Genomic DNA, 25,677 nt, shown 5'->3' with positions numbered 1-25,677 from the left:
AAAGAAGGGAATGGTGTGCAAGAGGTATAGATTTATGGTTAGGAACGGCAAAGACTGCAATAAATTTCCAATATGTTATCCCGACTCTACAGATTGAAACATGGCTTCTTGCTACGTATGATCCTGACACATTCACAGGATTATTTCCTGAAGGAATTTCCGATTATGAATCAATAACAAATGTTGAATCCCTGTTGTTGTCAATGGGCTACGAGGAGGACAAGGAAAAACCTGGAAGGTTATATAAACAAAAAACACTTTTTGAGAATAATGTAATTTATGTGCCCAGACTGTTACGTTACATCGATAAATCAACAGCGCGGTGCAAGGAGCTTTTTAATTTCAAGCAATTGATTGAAAATTATTGCTAATTAAACGCTAAATCAAAGGAGAACCACATGGCCAAGAAAGACGTGAAGAAGATCGTCCTCGCCTATTCGGGCGGTCTGGACACCTCCATCATCCTCAAGTGGCTCAAGAACGAGTACGGCTGCGAGGTGATCACCTTCTCCGCCGACCTGGGGCAGGGGGACGAGCTGGCGCCGATCCGTGACAAGGCCCTCGCCACCGGCGCCGACAAGGTCTACATCGACGACCTGAAGGAAGAGTTCGTCAAGGACTTCGTCTTCCCGATGTTCCGGGCCAACGCCATATACGAGGGGCACTACCTCCTCGGCACCTCTATCGCCCGCCCCCTCATCGCCAAGCGCCAGATGGAGATCGCCAGGATCGAGGGTGCCGACGCCGTCTCCCACGGCGCCACCGGCAAGGGGAACGACCAGGTCCGCTTCGAGCTCGGCTACTACCACTTCGACCCCGCCATCACCGTCATCGCCCCGTGGCGGGACTGGAAGCTGAACAGCCGTCAGGCGCTGGTGAACTACGCCAAGAAGAACGGGATTCCGATTCCGGTCACCAAGAAGCGCCCCTGGTCCTCGGACCGCAACCTCCTCCACATTTCCTTCGAGGGTGGCATCCTGGAGGACACCTGGGCAGAGCCCCCCGAGAACATGTTCGTCCTGACCAAGGCGCCGGAAAAGGCCCCGAACAAGCCCCAGTACGTAGAGATCGAGTTCAGGAACGGCAACCCCGTGGCGGTAGACGGCGAGAAGATGAGCTCGGCGCAACTGCTGGCCCACCTGAACTACCTCGGCGGCGAGCACGGCATCGGCCGGGTCGACCTCCTGGAGAACCGCTCCGTGGGGATGAAGTCCCGCGGCGTCTACGAGACCCCCGGCGGCACCATCCTGCGCGAGGCCCACATGGCGGTGGAGCAGATCACCATGGACCGCGAGGTGATGCGGGTTCGCGACTCCCTCATCCCCGAGTACGCCAGGATGATCTATGCCGGTTACTGGTTCTCCCCCGAGCGGGAGATGCTCCAGACCCTCATCGACGACTCCCAGAAGACGGTGAACGGCGTGGCGCGCGTCAAGCTCTACAAGGGGCACTGCCGCACCGTCGGCCGCAAGTCCGAGACCGACTCCCTCTTTAACCTCGACTTCGCCACCTTCGAGAAGGACCAGGTCTACAACCAGAAGGATGCCGAAGGGTTCATCAAGATCAACAGCTTGCGGCTGCGGATCCGGTCGCTCATGCAGGCGCAGAAGAAGTAGGGAAGATGCGTCAGGGGCGATTCGTGAATCGCCCCTACGGACCATCCCGTCAATCCACTCCAGGGACACGGTCCGCCGTGTCCCTTTGCGTATCGCATGATGGAAAAGGTATTCAAGAAAGGACATATAGTCACCTCCGTCGTCGCGGTGATCGTCGACAGCGACGAACAGGTGCTCCTCACCAAGCGGAACATTTCCCCTTTCTTGGGGGAGTGGGTCATGCCCGGAGGGAAGATCGACCTGGGGGAGCCGATCGTCAAGGCCCTGCAGCGGGAGGTGATGGAGGAGGTGGGGCTCCAGGTGGAGGTGGAGGACCTCATCGACGTGTTCGAGCACGTGACGCCGGGGGAGGACAACTACCACTTCATCATCCTCTACTACCTCTGCCGTCCCCTCTACTGCGACATCGCCCACAACCGCGCCGAGGTGGAGGAGGCCCGCTGGGTTCCCCGCAACGAGCTGCCGGCGTACAAGATGCCCGAGGGGACCCGCTTCATCCTCGGGAAGGTCTTTTCGGAACTTTGCAGCTGCGAGACGTGAGAGGTGCCCGATGGTCCAGATCATCGACAAGAAGGTGAATCTCGAATACCCCTTGGGGCACCACCTCCACTGCATGATCGCCCAGGTACCGAATCGCCTGCGCCGGGCGGAGAAGGGGTTCGCCATCGTGGAGCCGGACCGGCAGTGGGAGATGGTCCGGTCGGTCCTCGATCTGGTGACGGCGGGGGAGGGGAACCTGAAGAAGCTTCACTTCCTCATGTTCCCCGAGACCCACGTCCCCTTCGCCCGCTTCGACGAGATGCTCGCCATCATCGACGGCACTTTCCGCCCCAACACAGCTACCATGTTCGGCGTGGAGCACGTGAGCCTCAAGACGTACCGACAGCAGCTGGAGCGGTTCCGGGAGGACAACGCCGAGGCGATCGAGCTGGTGGAGCGGGACATCGACTCCGGGGACGTGCTGGAGACGCCGGTGAACTGGTGCTGCATCGCGATCAAGGAGACAAGCGGCAAGCTGCGGGTCTTCCTGGAGGCGAAGAGCCATCCGTTCCACGGAGAGGAGTTTCTCGACAAGTTCCACGACCTCTACCGGGGACGCCACTTCTACCTCTTCCGGAGCCGCCCCTCCTGCTTCAACTTCATGGTGCTGATCTGTCTCGACTACCTCTACCGCGACCTCTACCGCTCCAACATCCGGCAGATCATCGACCACGCGAACCAGCTCTTCTTCACCACCCGGCAGGCCCTTGACGCCCTCTTCGTCATCCAGTGCAACCCGAAGCCGGAGCACCGCGCTTACCGGGACGTCCTCTCGGGCTTTTACGGCGAGTATCTGGAGGATACGCCGGGGGTACGGGAGACGGTGACCGTCTTCGGCAATGCTTCCGACGAGACCCGGATCGAGGATGCCCCCGAGGAGCGGGGATTCGGCACCTCGTCCGTGGTGATAAACCGCAACCACCGGCTCACCAGTATGGATCTCTCGGAGTTCTCCACCGACGATTTCCACGGCGCGCCGGTCTGCCGCCTCCGTTTCGGCGCGGGGACCCGCCTCTACTACTTCAATCTCCCCCTCCACCACGAGCTCGACCCCCGCACGAGCCGGGTCCCCCTGAAGGTGCATGCGATCATGCGCTGGTCCCGGGACGGCGGCTGGGTAAAGGTCACCGGTGACGAGATGGTGACGGGGTTCGAGATCGGGCAGGAAACGTAAACAAACCATCAGGAGATATAACCATGGCACACGAAAAACTCTGGGGCGGCCGTTTCTCCGAGCCGACCGACAAATTCGTCGAGGAGTTCACCGCCTCCATCGACTTCGACAAGCGGCTCTACCACCAGGACATCCGGGGCTCCATCGCCCACGCGCAGATGCTCGGCAAGCAGGGGATCATCCCGCTGGCGGACGTGGAGCGGATCGTCGAGGGGCTCCAGGAGATCCTGAAGAAGATCGAGGGGGGGAAATTCGACTTCTCCGTCGCCCTGGAAGATATCCACATGAACATCGAGGCGCGCCTCTCGGAGAAGATCGGCGAGGCGGGGAAACGGCTCCACACCGGGCGCTCCCGCAACGATCAGGTGGCCCTCGACATCCGCCTCTACCTACGGGACGAGATCGTGGAGATCTCCGCCTACCTCGATCTCCTCGTCGACTCCCTCGTCTTCCAGGCGGAGAAGAATCTGGGCGTCATCATGCCGGGATACACCCACCTCCAGACCGCACAGCCGATCCTCTTTTCCCACCACATGATGGCCTACGTGGAGATGTTCACCCGGGACAAGGGAAGGATGGAGGACTGTCTGCGGCGGATGGACTTGCTGCCGCTCGGGGCCGGGGCCCTGGCCGGGACCACCTTCCCCATCGACCGGGAGCACGCGGCCGAGCTCCTGGACTTCCCCGGGGTGACCCGCAACTCCCTCGACTCGGTCTCGGACCGGGACTTCGCCCTGGAGTTCATGGCGGCCTCGTCGATCCTCATGATGCACCTCTCCCGCTTCTCGGAGGAGCTGATCCTCTGGTCCACAAGCGAGTTCAAGTTCGTGGAGCTCTCCGACTCCTTCTGCACCGGTTCCTCCATCATGCCCCAGAAGAAGAACCCGGACGTCCCGGAACTGGTCCGCGGCAAGACCGGCCGGGTCTACGGCAACCTCATGGCGCTCCTGACGGTCATGAAGGCCCTTCCGCTCGCCTACAACAAGGATATGCAGGAGGACAAGGAGCCGCTCTTCGACACCATCGACACGGTGAAGGGAAGCCTGAAGATCTTCGCCGACATGGTGCGCGAGATGCGGGTGAACGCCGGGAACATGCGGAGCGCCGCCGCCAAGGGGTTCTCCACCGCCACCGACGTGGCCGAGTACCTCGTCCGCAAGGGGATGCCGTTTCGCGACGCCCACGAGGTGGTGGGAAAGACCGTTGCCTACTGCATCGCCAGCGGCAAGGACCTTCCCGACCTGACCCTGGAGGAGTGGCAGGGATTCTCGGAGAAGATCGACGGGGACATCTTCGACTGCATCACCCTGGAGGCGTCGGTGAACGCCCGGGCCGCCACCGGCGGCACCGCTCCGGAGCGGGTGAAGGCGGAGATCGAGCGGGTGAAGGCGGGGAGGTAAGGGCCGTGCGGCGTTCTGCGTTCAACGTTCAGGGTGTGTCTCACATCCTGCGGCGGCTCCGGCCGACGTCGCCAGCGGCGATCTGTGCTTTCGCCCTGGCGGGGCTTCTGCTCGTGGCCGGTTGCGGCAAGAAGGGGCCCCTCGTTCCCCCCGAGGCCTTTGCGCCGGGGGCGGTCGCTACCCTGGCGGTGGAGCAGAAGGGGGACCGGTTTTTCGTCTCCTGGGAGGCGCCGACGCGCGATGCGGGGGGGCGCCCCCTGAAGGATCTGGCCGGGTTTCGGCTCTACCGCCGCCCCGTGCTCCCTCCGGGGGAGGACTGCGAGGAGTGCCCCACCGCCTACCGTCTCGTGAAAACGGTGGATCTCGACTACCTCCGGGACGTGACGGTGTACGGCAACCGCTACGTCGTCCCCGACGCAGGGGTCGAGAACGGCACCACCTACCAGTACAAGGTGATCGCCTTCCGGAAGGACGGAAGCGAGAGCGCGCCTTCCAACCGAGCCCGGCGCCTGAAGGTGGCGGCCCCCCCCGCCCCGCGCCTCACGGCGGCTTCGACCCCCACCGGTATCCTCCTTCGGTGGGAGCCGGCCCGCACGCCCGGCGCCGACTTTGCCGGCTACGACCTCTACCGCCGGCGGGGGGACGATCTCGGGACCCTGGTCCTCCTGACCCCTACCCCCGTGAAGGAGCAGCGCTACGAGGACCGGGAGGTGGAGCGCGGCGTCACCTACTTCTACACGGTGCGCGAGGTGACCGGGGCCGACGGCCAACTGGTGGAGGGGGCCGCTTCCAATGAGGCGAGCGGCGCCCTGACGGCCCCCTCCGACTAGCGAAAGTCCGGTAAGCCTTTAATCTTTTGACTTTTTCGGGACGGCATGTTAGAAATACCCACTTTTGTTTACGTCGTGACGATGACACACTTTTCATAAACGGAGGAAACCATGAATCACTTCCAGTACAAGGGTAACGAGCTCTTTGCCGAGGATGTTTCCCTCAAGGAGATTGTCGCCAGGGTGGGGAGCCCGGTCTACGTCTATTCCCACGCCACCCTGACCCGGCACTTCAAGGCGTTCGACGAGGCCTTCTCCGGCGTTCCCCACACCGTCTGCTACTCGGTCAAGGCCAACTCCACCCAGTCGGTCCTCAAGACCTTCATCAACCTGGGAGGGGGCGTCGACATCGTCTCCGGCGGCGAGCTCTACCGGGCCCTCAAAGCCGGCGTCGACTCGAAGAAGGTGGTCTACTCCGGCGTCGGCAAGAAGGACGACGAGATCGAGTACGCCCTCAATACCGGCATCCTCATGTTCAACGTGGAGTCGGAGCAGGAGCTGACCCGCATCTCCGAGATCGCCTCCCGCATGGGGAAAACGGCCGGCATTGCCATCCGGGTGAACCCGGACGTGGACCCCGGCACCCATCCCTACATCACCACCGGCCTCAAGAACGCCAAGTTCGGCATCACCATCGACCGGGCCATGGAAGAGTACGCCCGGGCCAAGACCCTGCCGGGGATCGACGTCATCGGCATCGACATGCACATCGGCTCCCAGCTGACCAAGGTGAACCCCTTTGTCGACTCCATCGAGAAGCTGAAGGTGATGATCGCCAAGCTCCGCAGCCAGGGGATCGACCTCAAATACTTCGACTGCGGCGGCGGTCTCGGCATCCAGTACAACGCCGAAGAGCCCCCCCTGCCGGCCGACTACGGCAAGGAGATCGTGGCCGCCACCAAGGACCTGGGGATGCACCTGGTCTTCGAGCCGGGGCGCAACCTGGTGGGGAATGCCGGCATCCTGGTGGCCAGGACCCTCTACACCAAGGCACGGGACGAGAAGAATTTCATCATGATCGACGCCGGCATGAACGACCTGGCCCGGCCGGCCCTCTACGACTCCTACCACGGGGTCCAGGCGGTCACCAAGGACCAGGACGGCATGATCGTCGCCGACATCGTGGGCCCCATCTGCGAGTCGGGTGACTTCCTGGTCAAGGGGCGCGAAGTCCCCATGTTCAGGCAGGGGGACCTGGTGGCATTCATGTCCGCCGGCGCCTACGGTTTCGCCATGTCCAGTTCCTACAACAGCCGCCCCCGGGTGGCCGAGGTGATGGTGAAGGGGGACAAGTTCGAAGTGGTCCGCGAGCGCGAGACCGTCGAAGACCTCATTAAAGGCGAGAAAATCGCCTCGTTTCTGTAACCCTTAGCCCGGTTTCATCTACCTCTGGAGGAGGAATAAATTATGTTCAAGGGAAGCATTGTCGCCATTGTCACCCCGTTTTTGAACGGGGCAGTGGACGAAGAGAAGTTGCGGGAACTCGTCGAGTTCCAGATTACCAACGGGACCGATGCCATCGTGCCGTGCGGCACCACCGGCGAGGCGTCGACGCTCGACTACGACGAGCACATGGACGTGGTGAAGGCCGTCATCGACCAGGTCAACAAGCGGGTTCCGGTCATCGCCGGCACCGGCTCCAACTCCACCGCCGAGGCCATCGAGCTCTCCCAGAAGGCCAAGGAGGCCGGGGCCGACGGCGTGCTGCTGGTTACCCCCTACTATAACAAGCCGACCCAGGAGGGGCTCGTCCGCCACTACACCGCCATCGCCGACGCCGTGGCCATCCCCCAGATCCTCTACAACGTCCCGGGGCGCACCGGGGTCAACATGCTCCCCGAGACCGTGGCACGCCTGGCCCCCCACCGGAACATCGTCGCCATCAAGGAGGCTACCGGCTCACTCCAGCAGGCCTCCGAGATCCTGGCCCTCTGCGGTGACCGGATCGACGTACTCTCCGGCGACGACTTCATCACTTTTCCGATGATGGCCTGCGGCGCCAAGGGGGTCATCTCGGTGCTGGCCAACATCATGCCGAAGACTGTTGGCGATCTCACCGACGCCTTCTTTGCCGGCGACCAGGAGAAGGCCCGTAGCCTCCACCTCAAGACCCTCAAGATCGGCAACGCCATGTTCATCGAGTCGAACCCGATCCCGGTCAAGACGGCCCTGGGCCTCATGGGGAAGTGCTCCGACGAGGTGCGCCTGCCGCTTTGCCCCATGGGTGAGGCGAGCAAGACGAAGCTGGTGGCCATCATGAAGGAATACGAGCTGATTTAGGCTGAGGGCTGAAGGCTGAAGATTTAATAAGTCTGTTAGTCTGTAACACACTATTCAAATTCAAGGCGAAGTGCTGACAGTTGGAGGTTTTTCCTTCAGTCTTAAGTCTTCAGCCTGCCGAGGTTTTTTATGATCAAGATCGCTGTCTGCGGCGCTGCGGGCCGCATGGGCCAGAGGATCATCGTTGCCGCCAGGGAAGCGGGATGCACCGTCTCCGGCGCCCTGGAGCGACCGGGCCACGAGCTGGTGGGGCAGGATGCCGGCCTCATCGCCGGTTGCGGCGCCCTCGGCGTCGCCATCTCCGATGATCTCAACGCCGTGGTGGAGGGGTGCGACGTCCTCATCGACTTCACCACTCCCAAGGTATCCCTGAAGAACCTGGAGGTATGCGCCCTCAAGAAAAAGGCGATCGTCATCGGCTCCACCGGCTTCACCCCCGAGGAGCGGGCCCTGGCGGTGGAGCTGGCGCGGGAAATCCCGGCGGTGCTCGCCCCCAACATGAGCGTCGGGGTCAACGTCTGCTTCAAGATCCTGGAGGACGTGGCCAAGACCCTGGGGGACGACTTTGACGTGGAGATCGTGGAACTGCACCACAACAAGAAGAAGGATGCCCCGAGCGGCACCGCCGTCCGCATGGGCGAGGTGGTGGCCGAGGCCCTGGGCCGCGACTACAACAAGGTGGCCACCTACCACCGCGAAGGGATCTGCGGCGAGCGGACCAAGGAAGAGATCGGCATGCAGACCGTGCGCGGCGGCGACATCGTCGGCGAGCACACCGTCTACTTCATCGGCATGGGTGAGCGGATCGAGATCAGCCACCGGGCCATGACCCGCGACATGTTCTCCCGCGGCTCCGTCCGCGCCGCCAAGTGGGTGGTGGGAAAGGCGCCGGGGCTGTACGATATGCAGGATGTGCTGGGGTTGCGTTAGGGAAAGCCATGCTTTCGTCTGCGGACATCGAGCAACTGAAGGACCGCATCGCTGAGGCCATGAAGCCGGAAAAGATATTCCTTTTCGGCTCGTACGCCGAGGAGCGGGCGACCGCTGACAGCGATGTTGATCTGGTGGTGGTCATGGAGTCGGAATTGCCTCCCCATAAGCGGAACGTTGCCCTGAAGCGGCTCTTTCCGCGACGGACGTTCTCTCTGGATGCCTTTGTCTACACTCCGCGGGAATTCGCGAGGTACAAGGATATTCCCGGCACCATCGTCTATAACGCCACCCACTTCGGAAAGCTTCTCTATGGATGAGGTAACAGCTGAGATTGTACGGCAGTGGTTGCACAAGGCCGACCACGACCTCTTGAATATCAGCAACAACCTCGCATCTGCGATCGTTCCCACCGATACCGTCTGCTTTCATGCCCAACAGGCCATCGAAAAACTGTTCAAGGGGCTTTTGGTTGCCAACCGCCGCAATGTCACCAAGACCCACGATCTGGTCAAACTGCTGACCGGTGTGACCGACCTGGCTCCGAGCTTCTTTCTCACGAGGGGGAGTTGGAGGAGATATCCGAATATGGTGTAGCTGTCCGTTATCCGGACGACTAACGAGCCGACCATTGAAGAAGCCCGCCAGGCCTATGATACGGCCCTGTCAATTCACGCGATCATCGTGAGCAAGATTCAGTTCTGAATACATCGCACCAAGGAGAGACGACGTAATGGCAAAAATCAACGACCACTACCTGAAGCTGAAGGCCGGTTACCTCTTCCCCGAGATCGGCCGCCGGGTGCGGGCCTTCGCCGAGGCCAACCCGTCCGCCCGCGTGATTCGCCTCGGCATCGGCGACGTCACCCGCCCCCTGGCCCCGGCCGTCATCAAGGCGTTCCACGACGCCGTGGACGATCTCGCCACCACCGAGCACTTTGCCGGCTACGGCCCCGAGCAGGGGTATGACTGGCTCATCAACGCCATCATCGAGAAGTCCTACAAGCCCCTCGGCGTCGATCTCAAGACCGAGGAGATGTTCATCTCCGACGGCTCCAAGTGCGACTGCGCCAACATCCTCGACATCTTCGCCCTCGACAACGTGGTTGCCATCGGCGACCCGGTCTACCCAGTCTACAACGACACCAACGTCATGATCGGCCGCACCGGCGAGGCGGACGAAAAGGGGTACTACAAGGGGATCGTCTATCTCCCCTGCACCGAGGCGAACCACTTCATTCCGGCCCTCCCCACCGAGAAGGTGGACATCATCTACCTCTGCTTCCCCAACAATCCCACCGGCGCGGTGGCCACCAGGGCCGAGTTGAAGAAGTGGGTCGACTACGCCAACGCCAACGACGCGGTGATCTTCTTCGACGCCGCCTACGAGGCGTTCATCACCGATCCGGAAATCCCCCACTCCATCTACGAGATCGAAGGGGCCAAGAAGTGCGCCATCGAGTTCCGCTCCTTCTCCAAGACCGCCGGCTTCACCGGCGTCCGCTGCGGCCTCGTGGTCGTGCCGGAAGAGGTAACGGGTACCACCGCCACCGGCGAGCGGTACAGCTTCAACAAGCTCTGGCTGCGCCGCACCACCACCAAGTTCAACGGTGCCTCCTATCCGGTCCAGAAGGCCGCCGCCGCCGTCTACTCCGACGAGGGGTGGAAGCAGAACAAGGAGATCATCGACTACTACATGGAGAACGCCCGGATCATCCGCGAGGGCCTCGCGGCCGCCGGCCTCACCGTCTACGGCGGCGTCAACGCCCCCTACATCTGGCTCAAGACCCCCGGCGGCATGAGTTCCTGGGACTTCTTCGACAAGCTCCTCACCGAGTGCCACGTCGTCGGCACCCCCGGCTCCGGCTTCGGCCCGAGCGGCGAAGGGTACTTCCGGCTCTCGGCCTTCGGCCATCGCGAGAATGTGATCGAGGCGGTGGAGAGGATAAAGAAGAATCTGAAGTAGATTGCGATAGAAAGGGCGCCCTTTGCGGCGCCCTTTTTTTTTGACAACATGATAACGGGAACCGTTACCAACACCGAAACCGGCGAGACGTCCGACGTTCGGCACATGCTCTTCCCGAACGACTCTACCCTGCACTGCATCGCTCTTATCAACCGGATAGAGGTCTACCATTACGATGAAGACGACCGGTTCGAGATAATGGCGGCCTGCAAGGGGCTGGACTGCATCGGATTCGTTCATGACATGGAATTCGTCTGGCAGCCGGAGACCCCGCAGGAGAAGGATGATGTCTTGGCAACCATAGCCAGCGGCAACTATTACACTGCATCGGGACGATTCGGCGGCTACGTCGACGGGGTCATCTACCTGTACGATCCCGAGTGCAATAGCTTACCCGAAGGTGTCAGAGAAACGGTTGCCGAAGTATTCGAAGTCAACGGCAAGTAGGAATGACGATACACCCCCATTACCGTCCAGCGACATGGCAGGATCTATCCCAATTAGGATCAGGAGGAATTATGACAGATTCAACTCCAAACTCGTTTCCTTCAGAAGTCGCGGAAAAGCTCAAGAGTTACGTTTACCGGTTGATAGACCCTCGAAACGGAGAAACATTCTACGTCGGTAAAGGTAAAGGTGATCGCGTATTTTCCCATATACGGGGTGATCTGAACGGCGACGCCCTCAGCGACAAACTATCACGCATCAGAAATATTCAATTGGCGGGGTTTGAAGTTGCCCATGTGATTCATCGCCATGGAATGGACGATGATGCGGCATTCGAAGTCGAGGCGGCACTGATAGATGCGTACCCGGGCCTTACAAACATCGTGGGAGGAACCGGCAGCAGCGACTATGGGGTGATGCATGCACGAGAAATCATTAACCGATACAGCGCAGAACCGGCAAGGTTCGATCATAAAGCCCTCCTTATAAGTGTGAACCAGAGCGCAGCAGAGACCTCGCTGTACGAAGCAACGCGTTATGCCTGGAAAATAAACAAGTCGAAAGCCGAGCAGGCTGAAGTCATTCTACCTACACGACAAAGTCTCATCATCGGGGCATTCATTGCCGATCAATGGCTCGACGCCACTTCTGAAAACTTCCCTGGTCGTGAAAGCGTACCGGGGCGTTGTGGATTTATCGGGCATGAGGCAAACCAGGAGATCAGGAATCTCTATATTGGAAAACGCGTACCAGATGAATTTCGAAAGGCTGGAGCTGCTAACCCGATCAAGTATTCCTGGTAATCAGAGAGGAACGGGCAAATTCCGGGGACACGGGCTTGCGTGACATAACGCCGTTGACTAATAAACTTAATGCCACTAAAGTTTATTAGTGTTGCGCACTAAGAAACGATAGTTTCATTGCGTTACGCACTAGTAAACGAAAATGCCATTGCGTTTATCAGGAGATCACATGTTCAGCGAAGCTTCCCCGCGAGGCGGAAGGTTGGTGATGCAGCAGAAAGGGCCTGACGGCTACAGTGCTTTTATTCCCAATCCATTGCCGCCAGTGCCGCCGCTCAAGATCGACGACGAGATGAGCCGCCTAATGGAGCGGGCCAACCGCGCCCTGGGTCGACTGGACGGCTGCACCTATACCCTCCCCAATCCTGATCTCTTCCTCTACATGTACGTCCGCAAGGAGGCAGTCCTCAGCTCGCAGATCGAGGGGACTCAGGCATCCCTTGACGATCTGCTGGAGTTTGAGGGGGAGATCGAGGGGAAGAGCTCCCAGGACGACATCAACGAGGTATCTAATTACGTTGCCGCCATGAACTACGGCCTGGAGCGACTGCGGGAACTCCCTTTGAGTCTGCGCCTGATCAAGGAGATTCATGCCCGCCTGATGGCCGGCATCCGTGGTGGGCACAAGAATCCCGGGGAGTTCCGGACGACCCAGAACTGGATCGGCGGCACCATGCCAGGTAATGCCGCCTTTGTGCCACCGCCACCCCATGAAGTGCTGCCGTGTCTGGGCGAGATGGAGAAATTCCTCCACGATGAGACGGTTCCGCCGCTGCTCAAGGCGGGTCTCGCCCACGCCCAATTCGAAACCATTCACCCCTTCCTGGACGGTAACGGCCGTATGGGGCGGCTGTTGATTGCCTTTATCCTCTGTCACGACCAGGTACTGGAAAAACCCCTTCTCTACCTGAGCCTCTTCTTCAAGAAGCATCGTCAGGAGTATTACGAACGTCTTAACGCCGTCAGGCGTGATGGCGATTGGGAGGGGTGGATCAAGTATTACCTGCAGGGTGTCTACGAAATATCTAAGCAGGCTACCGACGCCGCCAAGGCGATCATGGACCTGATGGCCGCCGATCGACAAAAACTGGCCGAACTGGGGAAGGCGGCACCGACAGCCATGACGCTACTGGATATGCTCTATCGCAGCCCCTACGTGACCATCCCGTACGTGACGCGAGAACTTGGGATCAGCTCCCCGGCAGCAGGCAAGGCGGTGCGCAATCTGGTGTCCCTCGGTATTCTCAAGGAAGTGAGCGGCAAGAAGCGGGACCGGGTCTTTCTCCATGAGTCGTATCTGGCGATCATCAGGGAAGGGACGGAACTGTACGGCTAATTCATGCTCTTGCCATGGGACAGGATCGCGAGGCGGCCAAGCGGCTGACTTTTGGGCAAATTCCGGGGACATCCATATTTAATTCAAAAGGCGGCCAAAGGCGGCCTTTGCTGTTGTGCGTCAGGCATGGCGCGTGGCGCGTAAGCGCCATCCAATCGGTTGTGGTGATTGAATTGGAGACTTGGAGGTGCAAGTCCTCTTCGGACCCTGATGGTGGGAACCGATAGCCGGACGGCAAGGGTGTCCGTCGCGAGGCGGAATCTGAAGGAAGCCGCAGGCAAAGTCCCGGCCCGACGAACAGGAATCGCATATGAGGCAGCCACATCCGGGCGAGAAGGCAATTCTCTTCAAAGCCCGATAACCATCCGGGAGGGTGTGGCTGTAGATGCGGCGGGTATATGGGATGAAGGTCACGCGCATTACCTTGGGAGGTCTGTCAACCTGCCTTGTGCTACCGGCGTCGAGAGGCGTCGGTTGAATTTCGATGACGGCAGGAGCAGCAGAAGGCCGGGCCGAGACGCCCGGCGCCACCCCGGAGGGTAGTGGTCGGAAACCGCAAGAGTAGGGGGGAGGTGCGGCAAACGTCACGGGAAGGAAAGCGACTCGCTGGCCGGAAGCGGCAACGGGGCTGATGGAGAAGATCGTCAGTCGCGGCAACATGATGGCGGCATATGCACGAGTAGTGAGCAACAAGGGATCCGCCGGCGTGGACAACATGGCGGTAACGGCCCTGAAAGGTTACCTGCAAACGGAATGGCCCTTCATGAATCGCCGTGTACGGAACCGTACGCACGGTGTGTGGGAGGACGGCGGGGGTGACCCCGTCTCCTACCCGATTTTATATTGCAGCCGGTACCCGTTTCGTTCACAAATAGGAACCTATGAAGATTTGGATCGATGCCGATGCATGCCCGCGGGCTGTGAAAGAAATCCTTTTCCGGGCCTCGACCCGGCTGCAGGTGCCGCTCTGCCTGGTGGCCAACAAGAGCCTCGCCAAGCATGCCGGCCCGCTGGTGGAGAGCGTGGTGGTGGCCGGTGGCTTTGACGTGGCGGACGACTACATCGCCGAGCACGCAGCTCCGACTGACCTGGTTGTCACCGCCGACGTGCCGCTGGCCGCCCGGATCGTCGCCAAGGGGGGCGTGGCGCTCAACCCGCGCGGCGAACTGTACAGCGAGGAGTCCATCGGCGACCGGCTGGCCATGCGAGACCTGTTGAGCGAGCTGCGCGACACCGGTATAATCCAGGGGGGCGGCCCTGCACCGTTTAGCATGAGCGACCGCAACCGCTTTGCTTCGGCCCTGGACAGCCTCCTGCATCGTATGCTCCGGCGCTAGTCTGTTGCCACGTCTCGTTAACCCAGAAGAAGGCGGCCGTATGGCCGCCCTTTACTGTTTTGAAGCAAAAATTCAATTGCCCGATTGCTCGGCCTGTGGCATGATTTTAATATTCAATCAAGTACCTAAAGAGGTGCCAACATGAATACCATTCCCGCCCAAGAACTCAAACGACGCGGCATGGCTGCGGTGGATGATCTGATTGCCAAGGGTGACGTGCATGTCATCCGAAACAACCGGCCCGAGTACGTGGTACTGACCGAGGAGCGCTACCGGGAGCTGGTGGCCGAGGCAGAGGAGGCGTATGTGGCCCGGGTAAAGGCTTCACTGGAGGATGTGAAGGCCGGCCGCGTGAAGCGGGGGACTGCCGCCGACCTGATCAAAGAGCTGGGTCTGGATGACTGACCGTGTATACTCTTGTCTGGACATCCGGCTTTACCCGCGCGGCCGCAAAGTTCATCGAGCATCATCCCAAGCTGCGTGCCAAGTTCTCCGCGATTCTTCGTGACCTGGAACATGACCCGTTCCAGCCCCATCTCAAGTACCACCACCTGACCGGCAAACTGAAAGGGATTCAGGCGGTAAGCCTCACGCACAGCTACCGCATTACCCTGACGGTCATTATCACTGACCGGGAAATCATTCTCCTCGACATCGGCAGTCATGACGAGGTGTATCGGTAGACCATAGACGCCGTCAGACGGTCCTGCTTGCAGCGCTAATAAACGCAAATCACTTTCCGTTTCGTAAGTGTCTCGACTAATAAACGATACGGCCTTAAAGTTTATTAGCGTGCGTCTTGCTCTAAGGCATCAAACGGGGTCTTCCATGATGACAAGATGTTCGGTAATACGCAGGACGGCCGCTTGGCCACCTGTGCAGCTTCTTCTGAGAAGTACGGCACTACGCTTTCGGACGCACCGTTATTCAGCCATAATCGTTTCTGTCGAGCAGAGTGGAGGAAGTTTCCATGCACCAAGAACCGACGCCGGGGCTCTACCGGCACTACAAGGGGGGCGAGTACCGGGTGATCGGCACGGCCCGCCACAGCGAGACGGACGAGCTCATGGTGGTCTACCGCTGCCTCTACGACAACGATTCCCTCTGGGTACGGCCGCTGGCGATGTTTATGGAGATGGTGCTCGTGGACGGTGCCGAACTCCCCCGCTTCAGCCTTGTCGCCCCCGACCGTGCCGGCGGACCGGTCGCCACGGAGCTGATTGCCGGCCTCGGCCTGACACGCCATCCGGAGGGAGGGTGGTACCGGGAGACTTACCGGGCGGCCGGGACCATTCCCGGCAATCTCCTCCCGGAACAGGTTGCCGGCGAGCGCTCCTTTTCGACCGCGATCTACTTCCTGCTGGAACGGGGTGACATTTCGGCGCTGCACCGGATCAAGTCGGACGAGCTGTGGCATTTCCATGCCGGCGCTCCCCTGATCGTGCATGTCATCACCCCTGCGGGCGGTTGCTACTCCCTGACGCTGGGGAGCGATCCGGCGGCGGGTGAAACGTTCCAGGCGGTGGTGCCGGCGGGGTGCTGGTTCGGCGCCGAAACCACGGGAAATTACTCCCTGGTGGGGTGCACCGTAGCCCCCGGTTTCGACTTTGCCGATTTCGAGATGGGGAGCCGCTCCGACCTGCTCAGCCGGTTCCAGACCCATGCCGGCATCATCCGGCGGCTGACCCGGGACGGGGACTGAAGGGTCTTCCTTCCCGTGATCCTTTCATAGTGTTCATCTCTGGCGGTACATTCGACCTGTGGGAGGAACTGCAGGTATGATGCGGGAACGAATGAGAAGGGAGCACAGATGCACCAACATCATTTGAAATATCTAGCCGGCTATTCACCGCAGATCACGGCCCCGGTGGCGCAACTGGTGGCGGAAGACTGCGGATTATCGTTATAACGGAATCTTTATGACCAACTTCCTGCTCCCCACGCTATCTACCGACGCAGTTCCGGCACCGTCGACCATGCTCTCGGTGCTGAAGCTCTTCATCATTCCTGTCGGCGGCGGCATACCTGCCGGCGTGCTGCTCGCCCAGGCAAAGGGGCTGGCCTGGCCCGTCACCGCGCTGCTCTACCTGGTTTCGGATATCGCCCTGGCCGTTGCCTTTGAACCGATCCTGCGCCTGATGGCACTGGTATGCGGGAAAATTCCGTTTCTCGCCCGGTTCAGCGCCCTCCTCAAGACAGCTACTGCCCGCAGCGTCTCCCATTTCAGCGGGACCGGCGCCGGACCCCTTGCGCTCATCATGATTTCTTTCGGTGTCGATCCCATGACGGGGCGCGCCTCGGCACTGGCGGCCGGACATGGGTTCGTTGCCGGATGGGCATTCGCCATCGCCGGCGACATGCTCTACTTTGTCGTCATTGCGCTCACCACCCTCCGCCTGAATACCTATTTTCGAGACCCCAACACGACGATGACCATCGTCCTCGGGGCGATGGTCATCGTACCCGTGCTGATCCGTCGAATTCGCTCAAGACGGGTGCTCTGCCAAAGGATCTAGGGGCCACCTGTACGTCCGCAAGGAGGCAGTTCTCAGCTCCCAGATCGAGGGGACCCAGGCTTCTCTGGCGGACCTGCTGGAATATGAGGGAGAGATCGAGGGTAGGAGCTCCCCGGATGACGTCGCCGAGGTAACCCATGGGCTGGGCGCCGGCTTCATCTCGCTGCTTCGTCGATGTGCCGGTGCCGCAAAAAGAGATACACCAGCGGCGGCAGAACGAGAAGGTAGGCAATGCCGAGGAGCCGGAAGGTGTTCCCCACGCCGGAGGCATCGGCATGCCGCCCCACCAGCGGGCCGGTGCAGGCGAACAGGAGCCGGAAGCAGAGGGACTGCAGCGACAGCATCCCGGCCCGGCTGGCCGAGGGGATCTCGGTCTGGACCACGTGGAGGAGGAACGGCCCCCGCATCCCCCGCATGGCCGTGAGCAGGTAGTAGAAGAGAAAGCCCCACGCCCCCGCCGTCCACCCCAGCCCCAGGTAGCCCCCCCAGACCAGCAGCATCAGGAGCAGGAGCATCCACCGGTCCCCCAGGCGGTCCCGCACCCGGTGGCTCACCACGGCGAACAGGGCGACGACCAGGTTGGCCCCGGCCCAGACCGGGCCGAAGGAGGCGAGCGGCACGCCGCTGTCGCGCATGTAGGGCTGGATCAGCCAGACCGGGTAGAAGGAGGAGAGCCCGAGCGCGATGCTGAGGAGGATGGTGACGCGCAGGCGCCGGTTCTCGATGAAGACGTAGCGGGCCGCGGCCAGTGCCTCTTTCAGGTGCCTGCCGCTGTGTCGACGCTCGCGTGGCGGTTCCGTCAACCCTGCCGTGACGAGCAGCGCCAGCACCCAGACCCCCACCTGGAGGATGAAGGGTAGGAGGGGATAGCGGGCGTAGAGGACGCCGGCGAAGAGCGCCCCGGCGGCCTCGCCGGTCTGGCCGAAGAAGGTGGAGCGCCCTTCGCAGCGGGCGTAGGCTCCTTCCTCCCCGTTGCCCTTGAGGGATTCGTAGAGGAGCGCGCTGTCGGTGCCGCTGATGAACGAGGTGGAGATGCCGAGGAGAATCTCGGCGACGAGGACGCCCTGAAACGATGAGGCTACGGTGTAGACTCCCCATCCCGCTATGCCGAGAAGCGCCGCCGCGGTCAGGGCCGGCCGGTAGCCGATCCGGTCGCTGATATAGCCGGAGGGGTATTCCATCACCGCCATGGCCACGGCGAAGATGCTCTGCAGGAGAAGGATCTGGGACAGGCTCAGCCCGATGTGCTCCTTCCAGAACAGGGTGATGACCGCCATGGGGAAGAGGGTCATCTGCAGGAAGGAGAAGGCGTAGAGCAGGGGGATGTTGCGCTTCATGGCCGTGCCGGGCGTTCGCATTGTCACAGCATAACCTGCAAGGCAACTAAACGGTACGGTTTTGTCGACTATTCCACGACCGGATCGACATCGAGCTGTTCATCGTGGCGCGCCGTTCCGGGTAAACCCCTCTTTCCGCGGGAGGCACCATTGAAGGCTGTAAGGTGGCTGGCAACAATCATCCTTGGCGGCATCGCCCTCTATGTCATCTCCATCGGCATCGCCCTCTACCGCCTCCCGCCGGTGGCAGCGCTTGCCGACCGCAGGGCGAACCTGACCATCCAGGTGAAGGACTGGCGGGGTAAGCTCCATCCTTTTGTCGTCGGACCGCAGAACCCCTGGTGGACCCCGTCGGAAAGCATCCCCACGGAGATGAAGTGGGCGGTCATCGTGGCGGAAGACGCCAACTTCTACCGGCATGAGGGGATCGATGTCAAAGCGCTCAAGAACGCCATCAAGTATGACCTGGAGAAAAAGCGCTTCGCCCGCGGCGCCTCTACCATCACCCAGCAGACGGCGAAAAACCTCTTCCTCACCAGGGACAAGACCATTACCCGCAAGATCAAGGAGATCTACCTCGCCAGGCGGCTGGAGCAGGAGCTGACCAAGGGGCGGATCATCGAACTCTATCTTAACATCGTTGAGCTGGGACCGATGGTGTACGGCATCGGCCACGGCTCCCGCTACTACTTCGATAAGCCGGCCAGCGCCCTCACGCCCCGGGAATGCGCCTTCCTCGCCGCCATGCTTCCCGGTCCCCGGAAGGTCTACAATCCGTACCGCCACCTGGACCGGGTGCTGAAGCGCTCCGACATGATCCTCGGGCAGCTGCGGCAGAAGGGGGTGCTGACCGAGGCGGAGTACCGCCAGGCCCTGGCGGAAATTCCCAACATCGGCGGCATGCAGAAGAAGGTGGACCAGAGTTTCGCGGCCAAGGCGCGGCGCTTCTTCAGGGACCTGTTCGGGGTTTTCCGGTGAGCCACACGCTGGAATGCCAGGGAATTCCAGCATAAGGAGATCATCCGGTGAACCGCCTCTACGGGGCGGACGGCTGGCGAAGCGACTGGCTGGTGCTCGGCCTGCTCTGTCTGCTCGTTGCCGCGGGTGCGGCGCTTTTTCTGCGCAATCATCCCGCCGAGGTGGGGCTCGAACCGCTCGGCCGGCCGCTCCCTCCCTCCGACGAGCAGTTCGTCAGCCGTGAGCGCCGGGGGGATGGGGTGATCCTCCTGCGCCTCGGTCTCCTCTATCTGGTCTTCGGTGCCACCTTCATGGTATTCGGCACCTTCATCGTGACGACGATGGTCGGGGAGTACGGCTTCAGCGAGGCAAAAGCGGGGTTCTACTGGTCGTGGGTCGGTCTGTTCAGCATGTTCTCCGGGGTCGGGTTCGGCGCCCTGTCCGACCGGATCGGGCGCAAGTGGGGACTGGCGCTGGTCTTTGCGGTGCAGACCGCCGCCTATCTGCTCGCCGGCCTGAAACCGGGCGGCTCCCTGCTGCTGAGTGCCTCGATTGTCCTGTACGGGGTGGCGGTGTTCGCCATCCCCGCCATCATGGCGGCGGCAGTGGGCGACTATCTGGGGCTCTCCCGCGCCGCCACCTCCTTTGCCACGATCACGCTGTTTTTCGCCTTCGGCCAGTCCGTTGGCCCCGCCATGGCGGGGGTGATAGCCAAGGCAACCGGTACGTTCCGCTACGCCTACCTCCTTGCGGCGGCGCTGACCGTAGCGGCAGCCTTCCTTGCCGCCGGTCTGCCGGCGCCGCGTAAAGATAATTGAGGCGAATTGCCAGATCGGTCAGTCTTTGCGTTCCCGGCCACGCTCCTCCTCCTTTTTCCTCTTCTCCCCATGCTCCCGGCCCCGCTCGGGCTCCTGGGACCTACCCCTCTCCCGCATTCCTTCTTCCCTGCCGTGGGGCCTTGGCGCCGGCTCTTCCCTCTGCTCCCGCAATGCCGGTCCCCGCTCCCGGGGAGAAGGCTGGCGAGCCGGCGCCGGGCGTGGGCCGGCCGGACCTTCCTGCCGGAAGTGCCGGTGGACCGCCCTGTCGCGCGGTTGGTAACGATAATGCTGGCGGCGGAGTTGCTGCTGCTCCTCTACCTGTGGATACCGGTCTCCCGAATATCGCCGCTGGTAGACGGGGAGTGGGGCGCGGTGCGGAGTAGAGCCACGCTTCCACTTGTCCCATCCTCTTCGATGATGCTCCCATTCGCGGCCCCAGTGCTGGCCCCAGTGGGGGGGCGCATCCCGTCGCCATCCGCGAAAGTAAGGAGGGGGATACCGGTAGTAGCGCACGGGGATACGCAGGATGAACAGCGGCACCACGTCGGGCTCCACAAGCCACCAGGGGCCATTGTACCAGTAGCTCGCGTACCAGCCGTCGTCCAGGAAGACCCAATACATGCCGTCGTAGAAGAAGTAGTTGGCATCCACCCGGGGAGCGTAATAGACCGGGTAGCCCGGCACCGGCACGAGTTCCGGGAACAGCGGCAGGTTGATCCCGATGTGCACGTTGGGCAGCCCGATCCCGATGCTCACCTGGGCCGAGACCGAAGTCACCGAGCAGCACAGCAGCATCCACAGTGCAACGACTCCGTAGCGCATTTTCCGCATGTTGTCCTCCTTTTGCGATAAGCGGGGCCGGCTGAAAAGCCGGTCTCGGGATGCAACTTTGCCGGCGTTCATGCATCATTTTGAGCACGTCAAAGTTTATCCCACGCTGCCGACCTGTCAATCTGGGCACGTGCTCAACACACGGATGAGGTTGCGGGGGACGCCTCTGCCGTTTTCTGCTATAGTTGCTCCATACGGATTCGAAAACTCCGAAGGAAAGGAGCATTACGGTGCCGGTCTGCCTGCGTCTGATAATTGTCATTGCTGCGCTGGGAATGCTCGTCGGCTGCAGCAAGTTGACGATGGAGAACTACAGAAAAATCAAGGTGGGGATTGAGTATGGGGAGGTGGTCAAGATTCTCGGCAAGCCAGACAGCTGTTCGGAGGCGCTGTTCGTAAGGAGCTGCGTCTGGGGGAACGAGCAGAAGAACATTACGATAAACTTTGTGAACGACAAGGTGATGCTGTTCACCAGCAAAAACATCAACTGACCGCAGTAGTGTCCGGGAGATTCATCCTTATGTGAAAGGCGGCCGAGCGACCGCCTTTGCCGTTTTCCCGCCTCGCACGCCGCCGGTTTGCGGTAGGCCGGGTTTCCCGTTCAGGACGTAACGGCTTTCAGCCGCTTCAGGATGTCGCCGAGTACGGCCTCCTGCTCCTTCAGTTCCGCATGCCATTGCCGGTGGTCGGTTGCGACCCTCTCCGTTGTCAGGTCGGGGATATACGATTCAAGCACCCTGACAAGTGTTGCCGCTTCTCTTTCGCTCAGTTCAAAGGTTGCCATGGTGAACCTCCTTCCCGGTTTCCTGCCGCAGACTTCCCTCTCTCTTTCCCGGAGCATCGCCACCGGCCGCGGCTCTTTCCTTAAATGTTAGAACCAACCGGTACCCTGGTCAAGAAGCCGGAAAGAGTTCAGGCGGCCTCCTTGCCGACCGGGAGATTCGTTATATACTTAAGATTTATAGGATGTCCTGGGGCGGGAAGACGGGAACAGGGCGGGGGGGGCCTGGAAGAATCTCGACCACCCAGGAGGGGACGAATCTCAGGGAAAGGAGAACATCATGACAAAGGTAATGACGACCATCACCGAATGCGACGTAACAGACTGTGCCTACAACAAACACAACTCGTGTCATACCCTGGCGATCACGGTCGGCGGTCCGGAGGCCTGTCCGAGCTGCGATACCTACGTGGTCAGCAGGGAGACGGGAGGGATTCCCGATACGAGGGGCGGGGTTGGGGCCTGCAAGGTCGCGAGTTGCATGCACAACGAGTCCCTCGAATGCTCCGCCAGCAGGGTAACCATCGGATGGCACGAGGGGCACGCCGACTGCAAGACCTTTCATTCACGGTAGACGGGCACTCCCCCGTCGAAGCCCCGTAACCCGCCCCCGAGCCCCCCTGCCCGAAGTTACGGCCCAGGAGTCTGTCGGACTCAGCCTAAGTCCGACAGACTCCTAAATCGACAAAAAGGCATCGGGGGCGAGGCTTGTGGCGAGCATCACCATGTTGATATCCCGGTGTTCCCGCCACGTTTCGGCCTCCCGGTTCTTTCCCTCCAGCCAGAGCGCCTCGATCTGTGTCCCCGAAGGCCCCCGTGTCTGTCAGCTGCGCAATCCTCCAGGCATCGCACGGCAGGCCGCCTCCCCGGGTTGGGTGCGGTTCCCCCGCCCAGGTTATTTCCGGTAGCTGATCCGGTAGATGGCGCCTGCTTTGTCGTCCGACACGAGGAGACTGCCGTCGGGCATTACCTGCAGATCGACCGGTCTTCCCCTCACCGTGCCGTCGCGCAGCCACCCCTCGGCAAAGGTCTCGTAGGAGAGGGCCCGGTTTCCCCTGAGGCGGACCAGGGTGATGCGGTAGCCGATCCGTTCGCTCCGGTTCCAGGAGCCGTGCTCGGCGATGAAGATCTGGTTGCGGTAGCCTTCGGGAAACATGGTGCCGGTGTAGAAACGCATGCCGAGTGCCGCCACGTGGGGACCCAGTTCCATCTCCGGCGGGACGAAGTCGCTCCGGGGGTGTTTCGTGCCGTACGCCGGGTCGGGGATGTCGCGGCCGTGCCAGTAGGGAAAACCGAAATGGAGGCCGGCCCGCGGGGCACGGTTGAGCTCGTCTGGGGGCAAGTCGTCCCCCATCCAGTCACGGCCGTTGTCGGTGAACCAGAGCTCGCCGGTCCTGGGATGCCAGTCGAAACCGACCGTGTTGCGCACCCCCCTGGCGAAGATCTCCAGGTGGCTTCCGTCCGGGTCCATCCGCATGATCGTGGCGAAGCGCGGGTTCTTCTCCTCGCAGACGTTGCAGGGTGCCCCCACCGGCACGTAAAGCCTGCCGTCGGGGCCGAAGCGGATGAACTTCCAGCCGTGGTGGGTCTTGTCCGGAAAGGAGGCGTTGACCGTTACCGGCCGGGGAGGATTCTTCAGGCGCGCCTCGATGTTGTCGTACCGCAGCACCCGGCTGACCTCGGCCACGTAGAGGGAGCCGTTGCGGAAGGCGACGCCGTTGGGCATCTGCAGGCCGCTGGCGATGGTGATGACCTCGTCGGCCACGTGGTCGCCATTGCGGTCGACGACGGCATAGACCTTCCCCGCGTCCCGGGTGCCGACGAAGAGGGTTCCCCTGGCGCCAAGGGTCATGGAGCGGGCGCCCGGCACCTTGCCGGCGTAGACGGCGATGCTGAAGCCGGGGGGGAGCGTTATGCCGGCCGGCAGCGGCCGGGCGGCGCTGCAGCTTGCAGCGGTCGCGAGGAAGAGGAGCTGGGGCAGGATCCAACGAAATCTGAAAGGGCGCATGGGAACCTCCCGTGCCGGTACATTCGTTTTCATTGTACCACGGTGTGCCGATCCGCAAGGCGGCCCGGCAATCCTGAATTCGACAGCCGGCCGGGGTCTGCTCCGCTCGGAACGCCCTCTTTCTGCTGCTCCAGGTTCATTGCGCGGCAGGGAGGTATAATAGAAAAAATGACGGAACTCCACGGAAAGGAAAGGGTGATCAGCATGAAAGCGATACGCATCCATGAATTCGGTCCTCCCGAGGTAATGCGGCTGGAAGAGGTGCCCGCTCCGACCCCCGGCCCGGGGGAGGTGGTGGTCAGGCTCCACGCCGCCGGCGTGAACCCGGTCGACACCTATATCCGCTCGGGCCAGTATCTCCCCGCCCTGAAGCTCCCCTACACCCCCGGCCTCGACGGCGCCGGTGTCATCACCGCCGTCGGTCCCGAGGTGAGGCACCGGCAGGTGGGACAGCGGGTCTACGTCGCCCGCTCCCTCTCCGGCACCTACGCCGAAGAGGCGCTCTGCAAGGAATTCCAGACCCATCCGCTGCCGGAGAAGATCGGCTACGGCCAGGGGGCGGCCATCGGCGTTCCTTACGGCGCCGCGTTCCGGGCCCTGTTCCAGCGGGCCCGCGCGGTGGCGGGGGATACGGTCCTGGTCCACGGCGCCAGCGGCGGCGTGGGGCTCGCCGCGGTGCAGCTCGCCCGGGCCGCCGGCCTGCGGGTGATCGGCACTGCCGGTACGGAAGAGGGGAGGAGGCTGGTCCTGGCCCAGGGGGGGCACCACGTCCTGGACCACCGGAAGGAGGGGTATCTGGACGAAATCCGGGAGCTCACCTGCGACAGGGGGGTGGACGTGGTCCTGGAGATGCTCGCCAATGTGAACCTGGACCGTGACCTCGGGGTGCTGGCGAAGGGGGGACGGGTGGTGGTGATCGGCAGCCGCGGCCGGGTCGAAATCGACCCGCGGGCCCTCTTCAAGGGGGAAGCCTCGATCCTCGGCATGACCCTCTTCAACGCCACCGACCGGGAACTGGCCAGCATGCACGCCGCCTTCGTGGAGGGGTTGACGAACGGGACGCTGCGGCCGGTGGTGAGCAGGGAGCTGCCGCTGGCCGAGGCGGCCGCGGCCCACCACGCGGTGATGGAAACGAGCACCCTCGGCAAGATCGTCCTGCTCCCCTAGGGGTAGCGGGACGCGATGCAAACGGAGAAGGGCGGTCCATGGGCCGCCCTTCTCCGTTCCTGGCCAGGAATCGTGACGCCGGATCAGCGCCCTGGAATGGTGATGCAGAGGCACTCCCCCTCGGCAAAGAGCGTCTCGCCGCGGAAAAGCCGCCCGTGGACCATCACCTTGCGCCCCTCGGCGGAGATCACCCGGCTCTCCAGGGTCACCACCGTCTCCAGGGGGAGCATGGCGCGGAAACTGACGTTCAGGTTGCCGACCACGATGGGGTAGCCGGCCGCCCAGGCGGCGAGCCCCAGGGCCTCGTCCATGACCGCCGCCACGGCGCCGCCGTGGGCGTGGCCCGGGGGGCCGCCGGTCTCTGGGCCGAACCAGATCCGCGCATGGAGATGCTTTTCGCCGTCGCGGTAGTAGCGGACCCGGAAGCGGTTGCCGGCGGGGTCGCCGGAGACGAAGCGGAGCGATTCGCCGACCAGCGACGGCGCATCGAAGGGGATCCAACTGGCCTCGCCACTGAGGTCGACGGAAGGGGGGGATACGTCTTCTGTTGCTGCGTTTGCCACGGTGCTTCTCCTCGTGCATGGGATCGGGACGTTGCTTCCC

30 protein-coding genes and 1 pseudogene are annotated in these 25,677 nt (G+C 61.9%); 26 read left to right on the top strand and 5 right to left on the bottom strand.

The features are described from left to right. From M6689_RS02360 to M6689_RS16230, 21 genes and pseudogenes are all read left to right on the top strand, one after another. Positions 1-371: hypothetical protein (locus tag M6689_RS02360; RefSeq protein ID WP_298267348.1), on the top strand; the 371-nt coding region annotated here is incomplete at its 5' end. A gap of 27 nt (positions 372-398) precedes the next feature. Next, positions 399-1,616: an argininosuccinate synthase gene (locus tag M6689_RS02355; protein WP_298267345.1), complete on the top strand. Its 1,218-nt coding sequence runs from the start codon at positions 399-401 to the stop codon at positions 1,614-1,616. A gap of 96 nt (positions 1,617-1,712) precedes the next feature. Next, entirely contained in the window at positions 1,713-2,156 is a 444-nt protein-coding gene (locus M6689_RS02350) for an NUDIX domain-containing protein (RefSeq protein ID WP_298267343.1), read from the top strand. Between the two features lie 10 nt (positions 2,157-2,166). After that, positions 2,167-3,330 carry a hypothetical protein gene (locus M6689_RS02345; protein ID WP_298267341.1) on the top strand — a complete coding sequence of 388 codons (1,164 nt, stop codon included), beginning with the start codon at positions 2,167-2,169 and terminating at the stop codon, positions 3,328-3,330. Between the two features lie 23 nt (positions 3,331-3,353). Further along, entirely contained in the window at positions 3,354-4,730 is a 1,377-nt protein-coding gene (gene argH, locus M6689_RS02340) for an argininosuccinate lyase (protein ID WP_298267340.1), read from the top strand. A gap of 5 nt (positions 4,731-4,735) precedes the next feature. Beyond that, complete coding sequence (locus M6689_RS02335; RefSeq protein ID WP_298267338.1) at positions 4,736-5,560, top strand: fibronectin type III domain-containing protein; 825 nt, start codon at positions 4,736-4,738, stop codon at positions 5,558-5,560. A 111-nt stretch (positions 5,561-5,671) separates the two neighbouring features. Beyond that, complete coding sequence (gene lysA / locus M6689_RS02330) at positions 5,672-6,925, top strand: diaminopimelate decarboxylase (protein WP_298267337.1); 1,254 nt, start codon at positions 5,672-5,674, stop codon at positions 6,923-6,925. 42 nt (positions 6,926-6,967) lie between these two features. After that, positions 6,968-7,840 carry a 4-hydroxy-tetrahydrodipicolinate synthase gene (gene dapA / locus M6689_RS02325; protein WP_298267335.1) on the top strand — a complete coding sequence of 291 codons (873 nt, stop codon included), beginning with the start codon at positions 6,968-6,970 and terminating at the stop codon, positions 7,838-7,840. A gap of 129 nt (positions 7,841-7,969) precedes the next feature. Next, positions 7,970-8,770 carry a 4-hydroxy-tetrahydrodipicolinate reductase gene (gene dapB, locus M6689_RS02320; protein WP_298267333.1) on the top strand — a complete coding sequence of 267 codons (801 nt, stop codon included), beginning with the start codon at positions 7,970-7,972 and terminating at the stop codon, positions 8,768-8,770. An 8-nt stretch (positions 8,771-8,778) separates the two neighbouring features. Further along, a complete protein-coding gene (locus M6689_RS02315) occupies positions 8,779-9,090 on the top strand; it encodes a nucleotidyltransferase domain-containing protein (protein WP_298267331.1) in 312 nt (103 codons plus the stop codon). Beyond that, positions 9,083-9,367, top strand: a complete 285-nt coding sequence (locus M6689_RS02310) for a HEPN domain-containing protein (protein ID WP_298267329.1) — start codon at positions 9,083-9,085, stop codon at positions 9,365-9,367. Before M6689_RS02315 ends, M6689_RS02310 begins: the two co-directional genes overlap by 8 nt. A gap of 136 nt (positions 9,368-9,503) precedes the next feature. Continuing rightward, a complete protein-coding gene (locus M6689_RS02305) occupies positions 9,504-10,736 on the top strand; it encodes an LL-diaminopimelate aminotransferase (RefSeq protein WP_298267327.1) in 1,233 nt (410 codons plus the stop codon). A gap of 105 nt (positions 10,737-10,841) precedes the next feature. Further along, complete coding sequence (locus M6689_RS02300; protein WP_298267325.1) at positions 10,842-11,183, top strand: hypothetical protein; 342 nt, start codon at positions 10,842-10,844, stop codon at positions 11,181-11,183. 71 nt (positions 11,184-11,254) lie between these two features. After that, entirely contained in the window at positions 11,255-11,986 is a 732-nt protein-coding gene (locus M6689_RS02295; protein WP_298267323.1) for a hypothetical protein, read from the top strand. Between the two features lie 169 nt (positions 11,987-12,155). Next, complete coding sequence (locus M6689_RS02290; RefSeq protein WP_298267321.1) at positions 12,156-13,322, top strand: Fic family protein; 1,167 nt, start codon at positions 12,156-12,158, stop codon at positions 13,320-13,322. Positions 13,323-14,203: 881 nt separating this feature from the next. Continuing rightward, positions 14,204-14,659 carry a YaiI/YqxD family protein gene (locus tag M6689_RS02285; RefSeq protein ID WP_298267319.1) on the top strand — a complete coding sequence of 152 codons (456 nt, stop codon included), beginning with the start codon at positions 14,204-14,206 and terminating at the stop codon, positions 14,657-14,659. 141 nt (positions 14,660-14,800) lie between these two features. After that, positions 14,801-15,064 (top strand): prevent-host-death protein, encoded by a 264-nt coding sequence (locus M6689_RS02280; RefSeq protein WP_298267318.1) that lies wholly within the window; start codon positions 14,801-14,803, stop codon positions 15,062-15,064. Positions 15,065-15,066: 2 nt separating this feature from the next. Further along, positions 15,067-15,342: a plasmid stabilization protein gene (locus M6689_RS02275; RefSeq protein WP_298267316.1), complete on the top strand. Its 276-nt coding sequence runs from the start codon at positions 15,067-15,069 to the stop codon at positions 15,340-15,342. 287 nt (positions 15,343-15,629) lie between these two features. After that, positions 15,630-16,361, top strand: a complete 732-nt coding sequence (locus M6689_RS02270; RefSeq protein ID WP_298267314.1) for a cupin domain-containing protein — start codon at positions 15,630-15,632, stop codon at positions 16,359-16,361. 217 nt (positions 16,362-16,578) lie between these two features. Further along, positions 16,579-17,175, top strand: coding sequence for a hypothetical protein (locus M6689_RS02265; RefSeq protein WP_298267313.1), 597 nt, complete (start codon positions 16,579-16,581; stop codon positions 17,173-17,175). A 7-nt stretch (positions 17,176-17,182) separates the two neighbouring features. Continuing rightward, positions 17,183-17,251 (top strand): annotated as a pseudogene (locus M6689_RS16230) (Fic/DOC family N-terminal domain-containing protein); the annotation flags it as partial. Between the two features lie 79 nt (positions 17,252-17,330). Here M6689_RS16230 and M6689_RS02260 read toward each other — a convergent pair. Next, the gene (locus M6689_RS02260) at positions 17,331-18,533 is read right to left on the bottom strand and encodes an MFS transporter (RefSeq protein ID WP_298267353.1); all 1,203 of its coding nucleotides are present in this window, start codon (positions 18,531-18,533) and stop codon (positions 17,331-17,333) included. Positions 18,534-18,662: 129 nt separating this feature from the next. Here M6689_RS02260 and M6689_RS02255 point away from each other — a divergent pair, with 129 nt between their 5' ends. Next, a complete protein-coding gene (locus M6689_RS02255) occupies positions 18,663-19,490 on the top strand; it encodes a biosynthetic peptidoglycan transglycosylase (protein WP_366949713.1) in 828 nt (275 codons plus the stop codon). Between the two features lie 47 nt (positions 19,491-19,537). Next, complete coding sequence (locus M6689_RS02250; RefSeq protein ID WP_298267311.1) at positions 19,538-20,287, top strand: MFS transporter; 750 nt, start codon at positions 19,538-19,540, stop codon at positions 20,285-20,287. 18 nt (positions 20,288-20,305) lie between these two features. Here M6689_RS02250 and M6689_RS02245 read toward each other — a convergent pair whose 3' ends face one another. After that, positions 20,306-21,118, bottom strand: a complete 813-nt coding sequence (locus M6689_RS02245; protein WP_298267309.1) for a hypothetical protein — start codon at positions 21,116-21,118, stop codon at positions 20,306-20,308. 230 nt (positions 21,119-21,348) lie between these two features. Here M6689_RS02245 and M6689_RS02240 point away from each other — a divergent pair, with 230 nt between their 5' ends. Next, complete coding sequence (locus M6689_RS02240) at positions 21,349-21,609, top strand: DUF3862 domain-containing protein (RefSeq protein WP_298267306.1); 261 nt, start codon at positions 21,349-21,351, stop codon at positions 21,607-21,609. 110 nt (positions 21,610-21,719) lie between these two features. Here M6689_RS02240 and M6689_RS02235 read toward each other — a convergent pair whose 3' ends face one another. Then, on the bottom strand, positions 21,720-21,902 hold the full coding sequence (locus M6689_RS02235) for a hypothetical protein (RefSeq protein ID WP_298267304.1): 183 nt from the start codon (positions 21,900-21,902) through the stop codon (positions 21,720-21,722). Between the two features lie 277 nt (positions 21,903-22,179). Here M6689_RS02235 and M6689_RS02230 point away from each other — a divergent pair, with 277 nt between their 5' ends. Beyond that, complete coding sequence (locus M6689_RS02230) at positions 22,180-22,473, top strand: DUF1540 domain-containing protein (RefSeq protein ID WP_298267301.1); 294 nt, start codon at positions 22,180-22,182, stop codon at positions 22,471-22,473. Between the two features lie 321 nt (positions 22,474-22,794). Here M6689_RS02230 and M6689_RS02225 read toward each other — a convergent pair whose 3' ends face one another. Further along, complete coding sequence (locus tag M6689_RS02225; protein ID WP_298267299.1) at positions 22,795-23,907, bottom strand: sorbosone dehydrogenase family protein; 1,113 nt, start codon at positions 23,905-23,907, stop codon at positions 22,795-22,797. Between the two features lie 204 nt (positions 23,908-24,111). Between M6689_RS02225 and M6689_RS02220 the strand changes: the two genes are divergently transcribed. After that, a complete protein-coding gene (locus tag M6689_RS02220) occupies positions 24,112-25,074 on the top strand; it encodes an NADPH:quinone reductase (RefSeq protein ID WP_298267297.1) in 963 nt (320 codons plus the stop codon). Positions 25,075-25,157: 83 nt separating this feature from the next. Here M6689_RS02220 and M6689_RS02215 read toward each other — a convergent pair whose 3' ends face one another. Further along, on the bottom strand, positions 25,158-25,637 hold the full coding sequence (locus tag M6689_RS02215; RefSeq protein ID WP_298267295.1) for a hotdog domain-containing protein: 480 nt from the start codon (positions 25,635-25,637) through the stop codon (positions 25,158-25,160). Positions 25,638-25,677: the final 40 nt, after the last annotated feature.

The sequence above is a fragment of the Geobacter sp. genome, from assembly GCF_027327745.1.
Taxonomy (GTDB): Bacteria; Desulfobacterota; Desulfuromonadia; order Geobacterales; family Geobacteraceae; genus Geobacter.
This window is presented reverse-complemented; position numbering and strand designations above follow the sequence as displayed.

Coding starts and splice junctions, on each gene's coding strand:
- M6689_RS02280 (WP_298267318.1), top strand. CDS start 14,801: ATGAATACCATTCCCGCCCAAGAACTCAAACGACGCGGCATGGCTGCG.
- M6689_RS02260 (WP_298267353.1), bottom strand. CDS start 18,533: ATGCGAACGCCCGGCACGGCCATGAAGCGCAACATCCCCCTGCTCTAC.
- M6689_RS02245 (WP_298267309.1), bottom strand. CDS start 21,118: ATGCGGAAAATGCGCTACGGAGTCGTTGCACTGTGGATGCTGCTGTGC.
- M6689_RS02220 (WP_298267297.1), top strand. CDS start 24,112: ATGAAAGCGATACGCATCCATGAATTCGGTCCTCCCGAGGTAATGCGG.
- dapB (WP_298267333.1), top strand. CDS start 7,970: ATGATCAAGATCGCTGTCTGCGGCGCTGCGGGCCGCATGGGCCAGAGG.
- M6689_RS02345 (WP_298267341.1), top strand. CDS start 2,167: ATGGTCCAGATCATCGACAAGAAGGTGAATCTCGAATACCCCTTGGGG.
- M6689_RS02225 (WP_298267299.1), bottom strand. CDS start 23,907: ATGCGCCCTTTCAGATTTCGTTGGATCCTGCCCCAGCTCCTCTTCCTC.
- M6689_RS02305 (WP_298267327.1), top strand. CDS start 9,504: ATGGCAAAAATCAACGACCACTACCTGAAGCTGAAGGCCGGTTACCTC.
- M6689_RS02230 (WP_298267301.1), top strand. CDS start 22,180: ATGACAAAGGTAATGACGACCATCACCGAATGCGACGTAACAGACTGT.
- M6689_RS02290 (WP_298267321.1), top strand. CDS start 12,156: ATGTTCAGCGAAGCTTCCCCGCGAGGCGGAAGGTTGGTGATGCAGCAG.
- dapA (WP_298267335.1), top strand. CDS start 6,968: ATGTTCAAGGGAAGCATTGTCGCCATTGTCACCCCGTTTTTGAACGGG.
- M6689_RS02235 (WP_298267304.1), bottom strand. CDS start 21,902: ATGGCAACCTTTGAACTGAGCGAAAGAGAAGCGGCAACACTTGTCAGG.
- M6689_RS02350 (WP_298267343.1), top strand. CDS start 1,713: ATGATGGAAAAGGTATTCAAGAAAGGACATATAGTCACCTCCGTCGTC.
- M6689_RS02270 (WP_298267314.1), top strand. CDS start 15,630: ATGCACCAAGAACCGACGCCGGGGCTCTACCGGCACTACAAGGGGGGC.
- M6689_RS02285 (WP_298267319.1), top strand. CDS start 14,204: ATGAAGATTTGGATCGATGCCGATGCATGCCCGCGGGCTGTGAAAGAA.
- lysA (WP_298267337.1), top strand. CDS start 5,672: ATGAATCACTTCCAGTACAAGGGTAACGAGCTCTTTGCCGAGGATGTT.
- M6689_RS02310 (WP_298267329.1), top strand. CDS start 9,083: ATGGATGAGGTAACAGCTGAGATTGTACGGCAGTGGTTGCACAAGGCC.
- M6689_RS02355 (WP_298267345.1), top strand. CDS start 399: ATGGCCAAGAAAGACGTGAAGAAGATCGTCCTCGCCTATTCGGGCGGT.
- M6689_RS02265 (WP_298267313.1), top strand. CDS start 16,579: ATGACCAACTTCCTGCTCCCCACGCTATCTACCGACGCAGTTCCGGCA.
- M6689_RS02300 (WP_298267325.1), top strand. CDS start 10,842: ATGCTCTTCCCGAACGACTCTACCCTGCACTGCATCGCTCTTATCAAC.
- argH (WP_298267340.1), top strand. CDS start 3,354: ATGGCACACGAAAAACTCTGGGGCGGCCGTTTCTCCGAGCCGACCGAC.
- M6689_RS02295 (WP_298267323.1), top strand. CDS start 11,255: ATGACAGATTCAACTCCAAACTCGTTTCCTTCAGAAGTCGCGGAAAAG.
- M6689_RS02315 (WP_298267331.1), top strand. CDS start 8,779: ATGCTTTCGTCTGCGGACATCGAGCAACTGAAGGACCGCATCGCTGAG.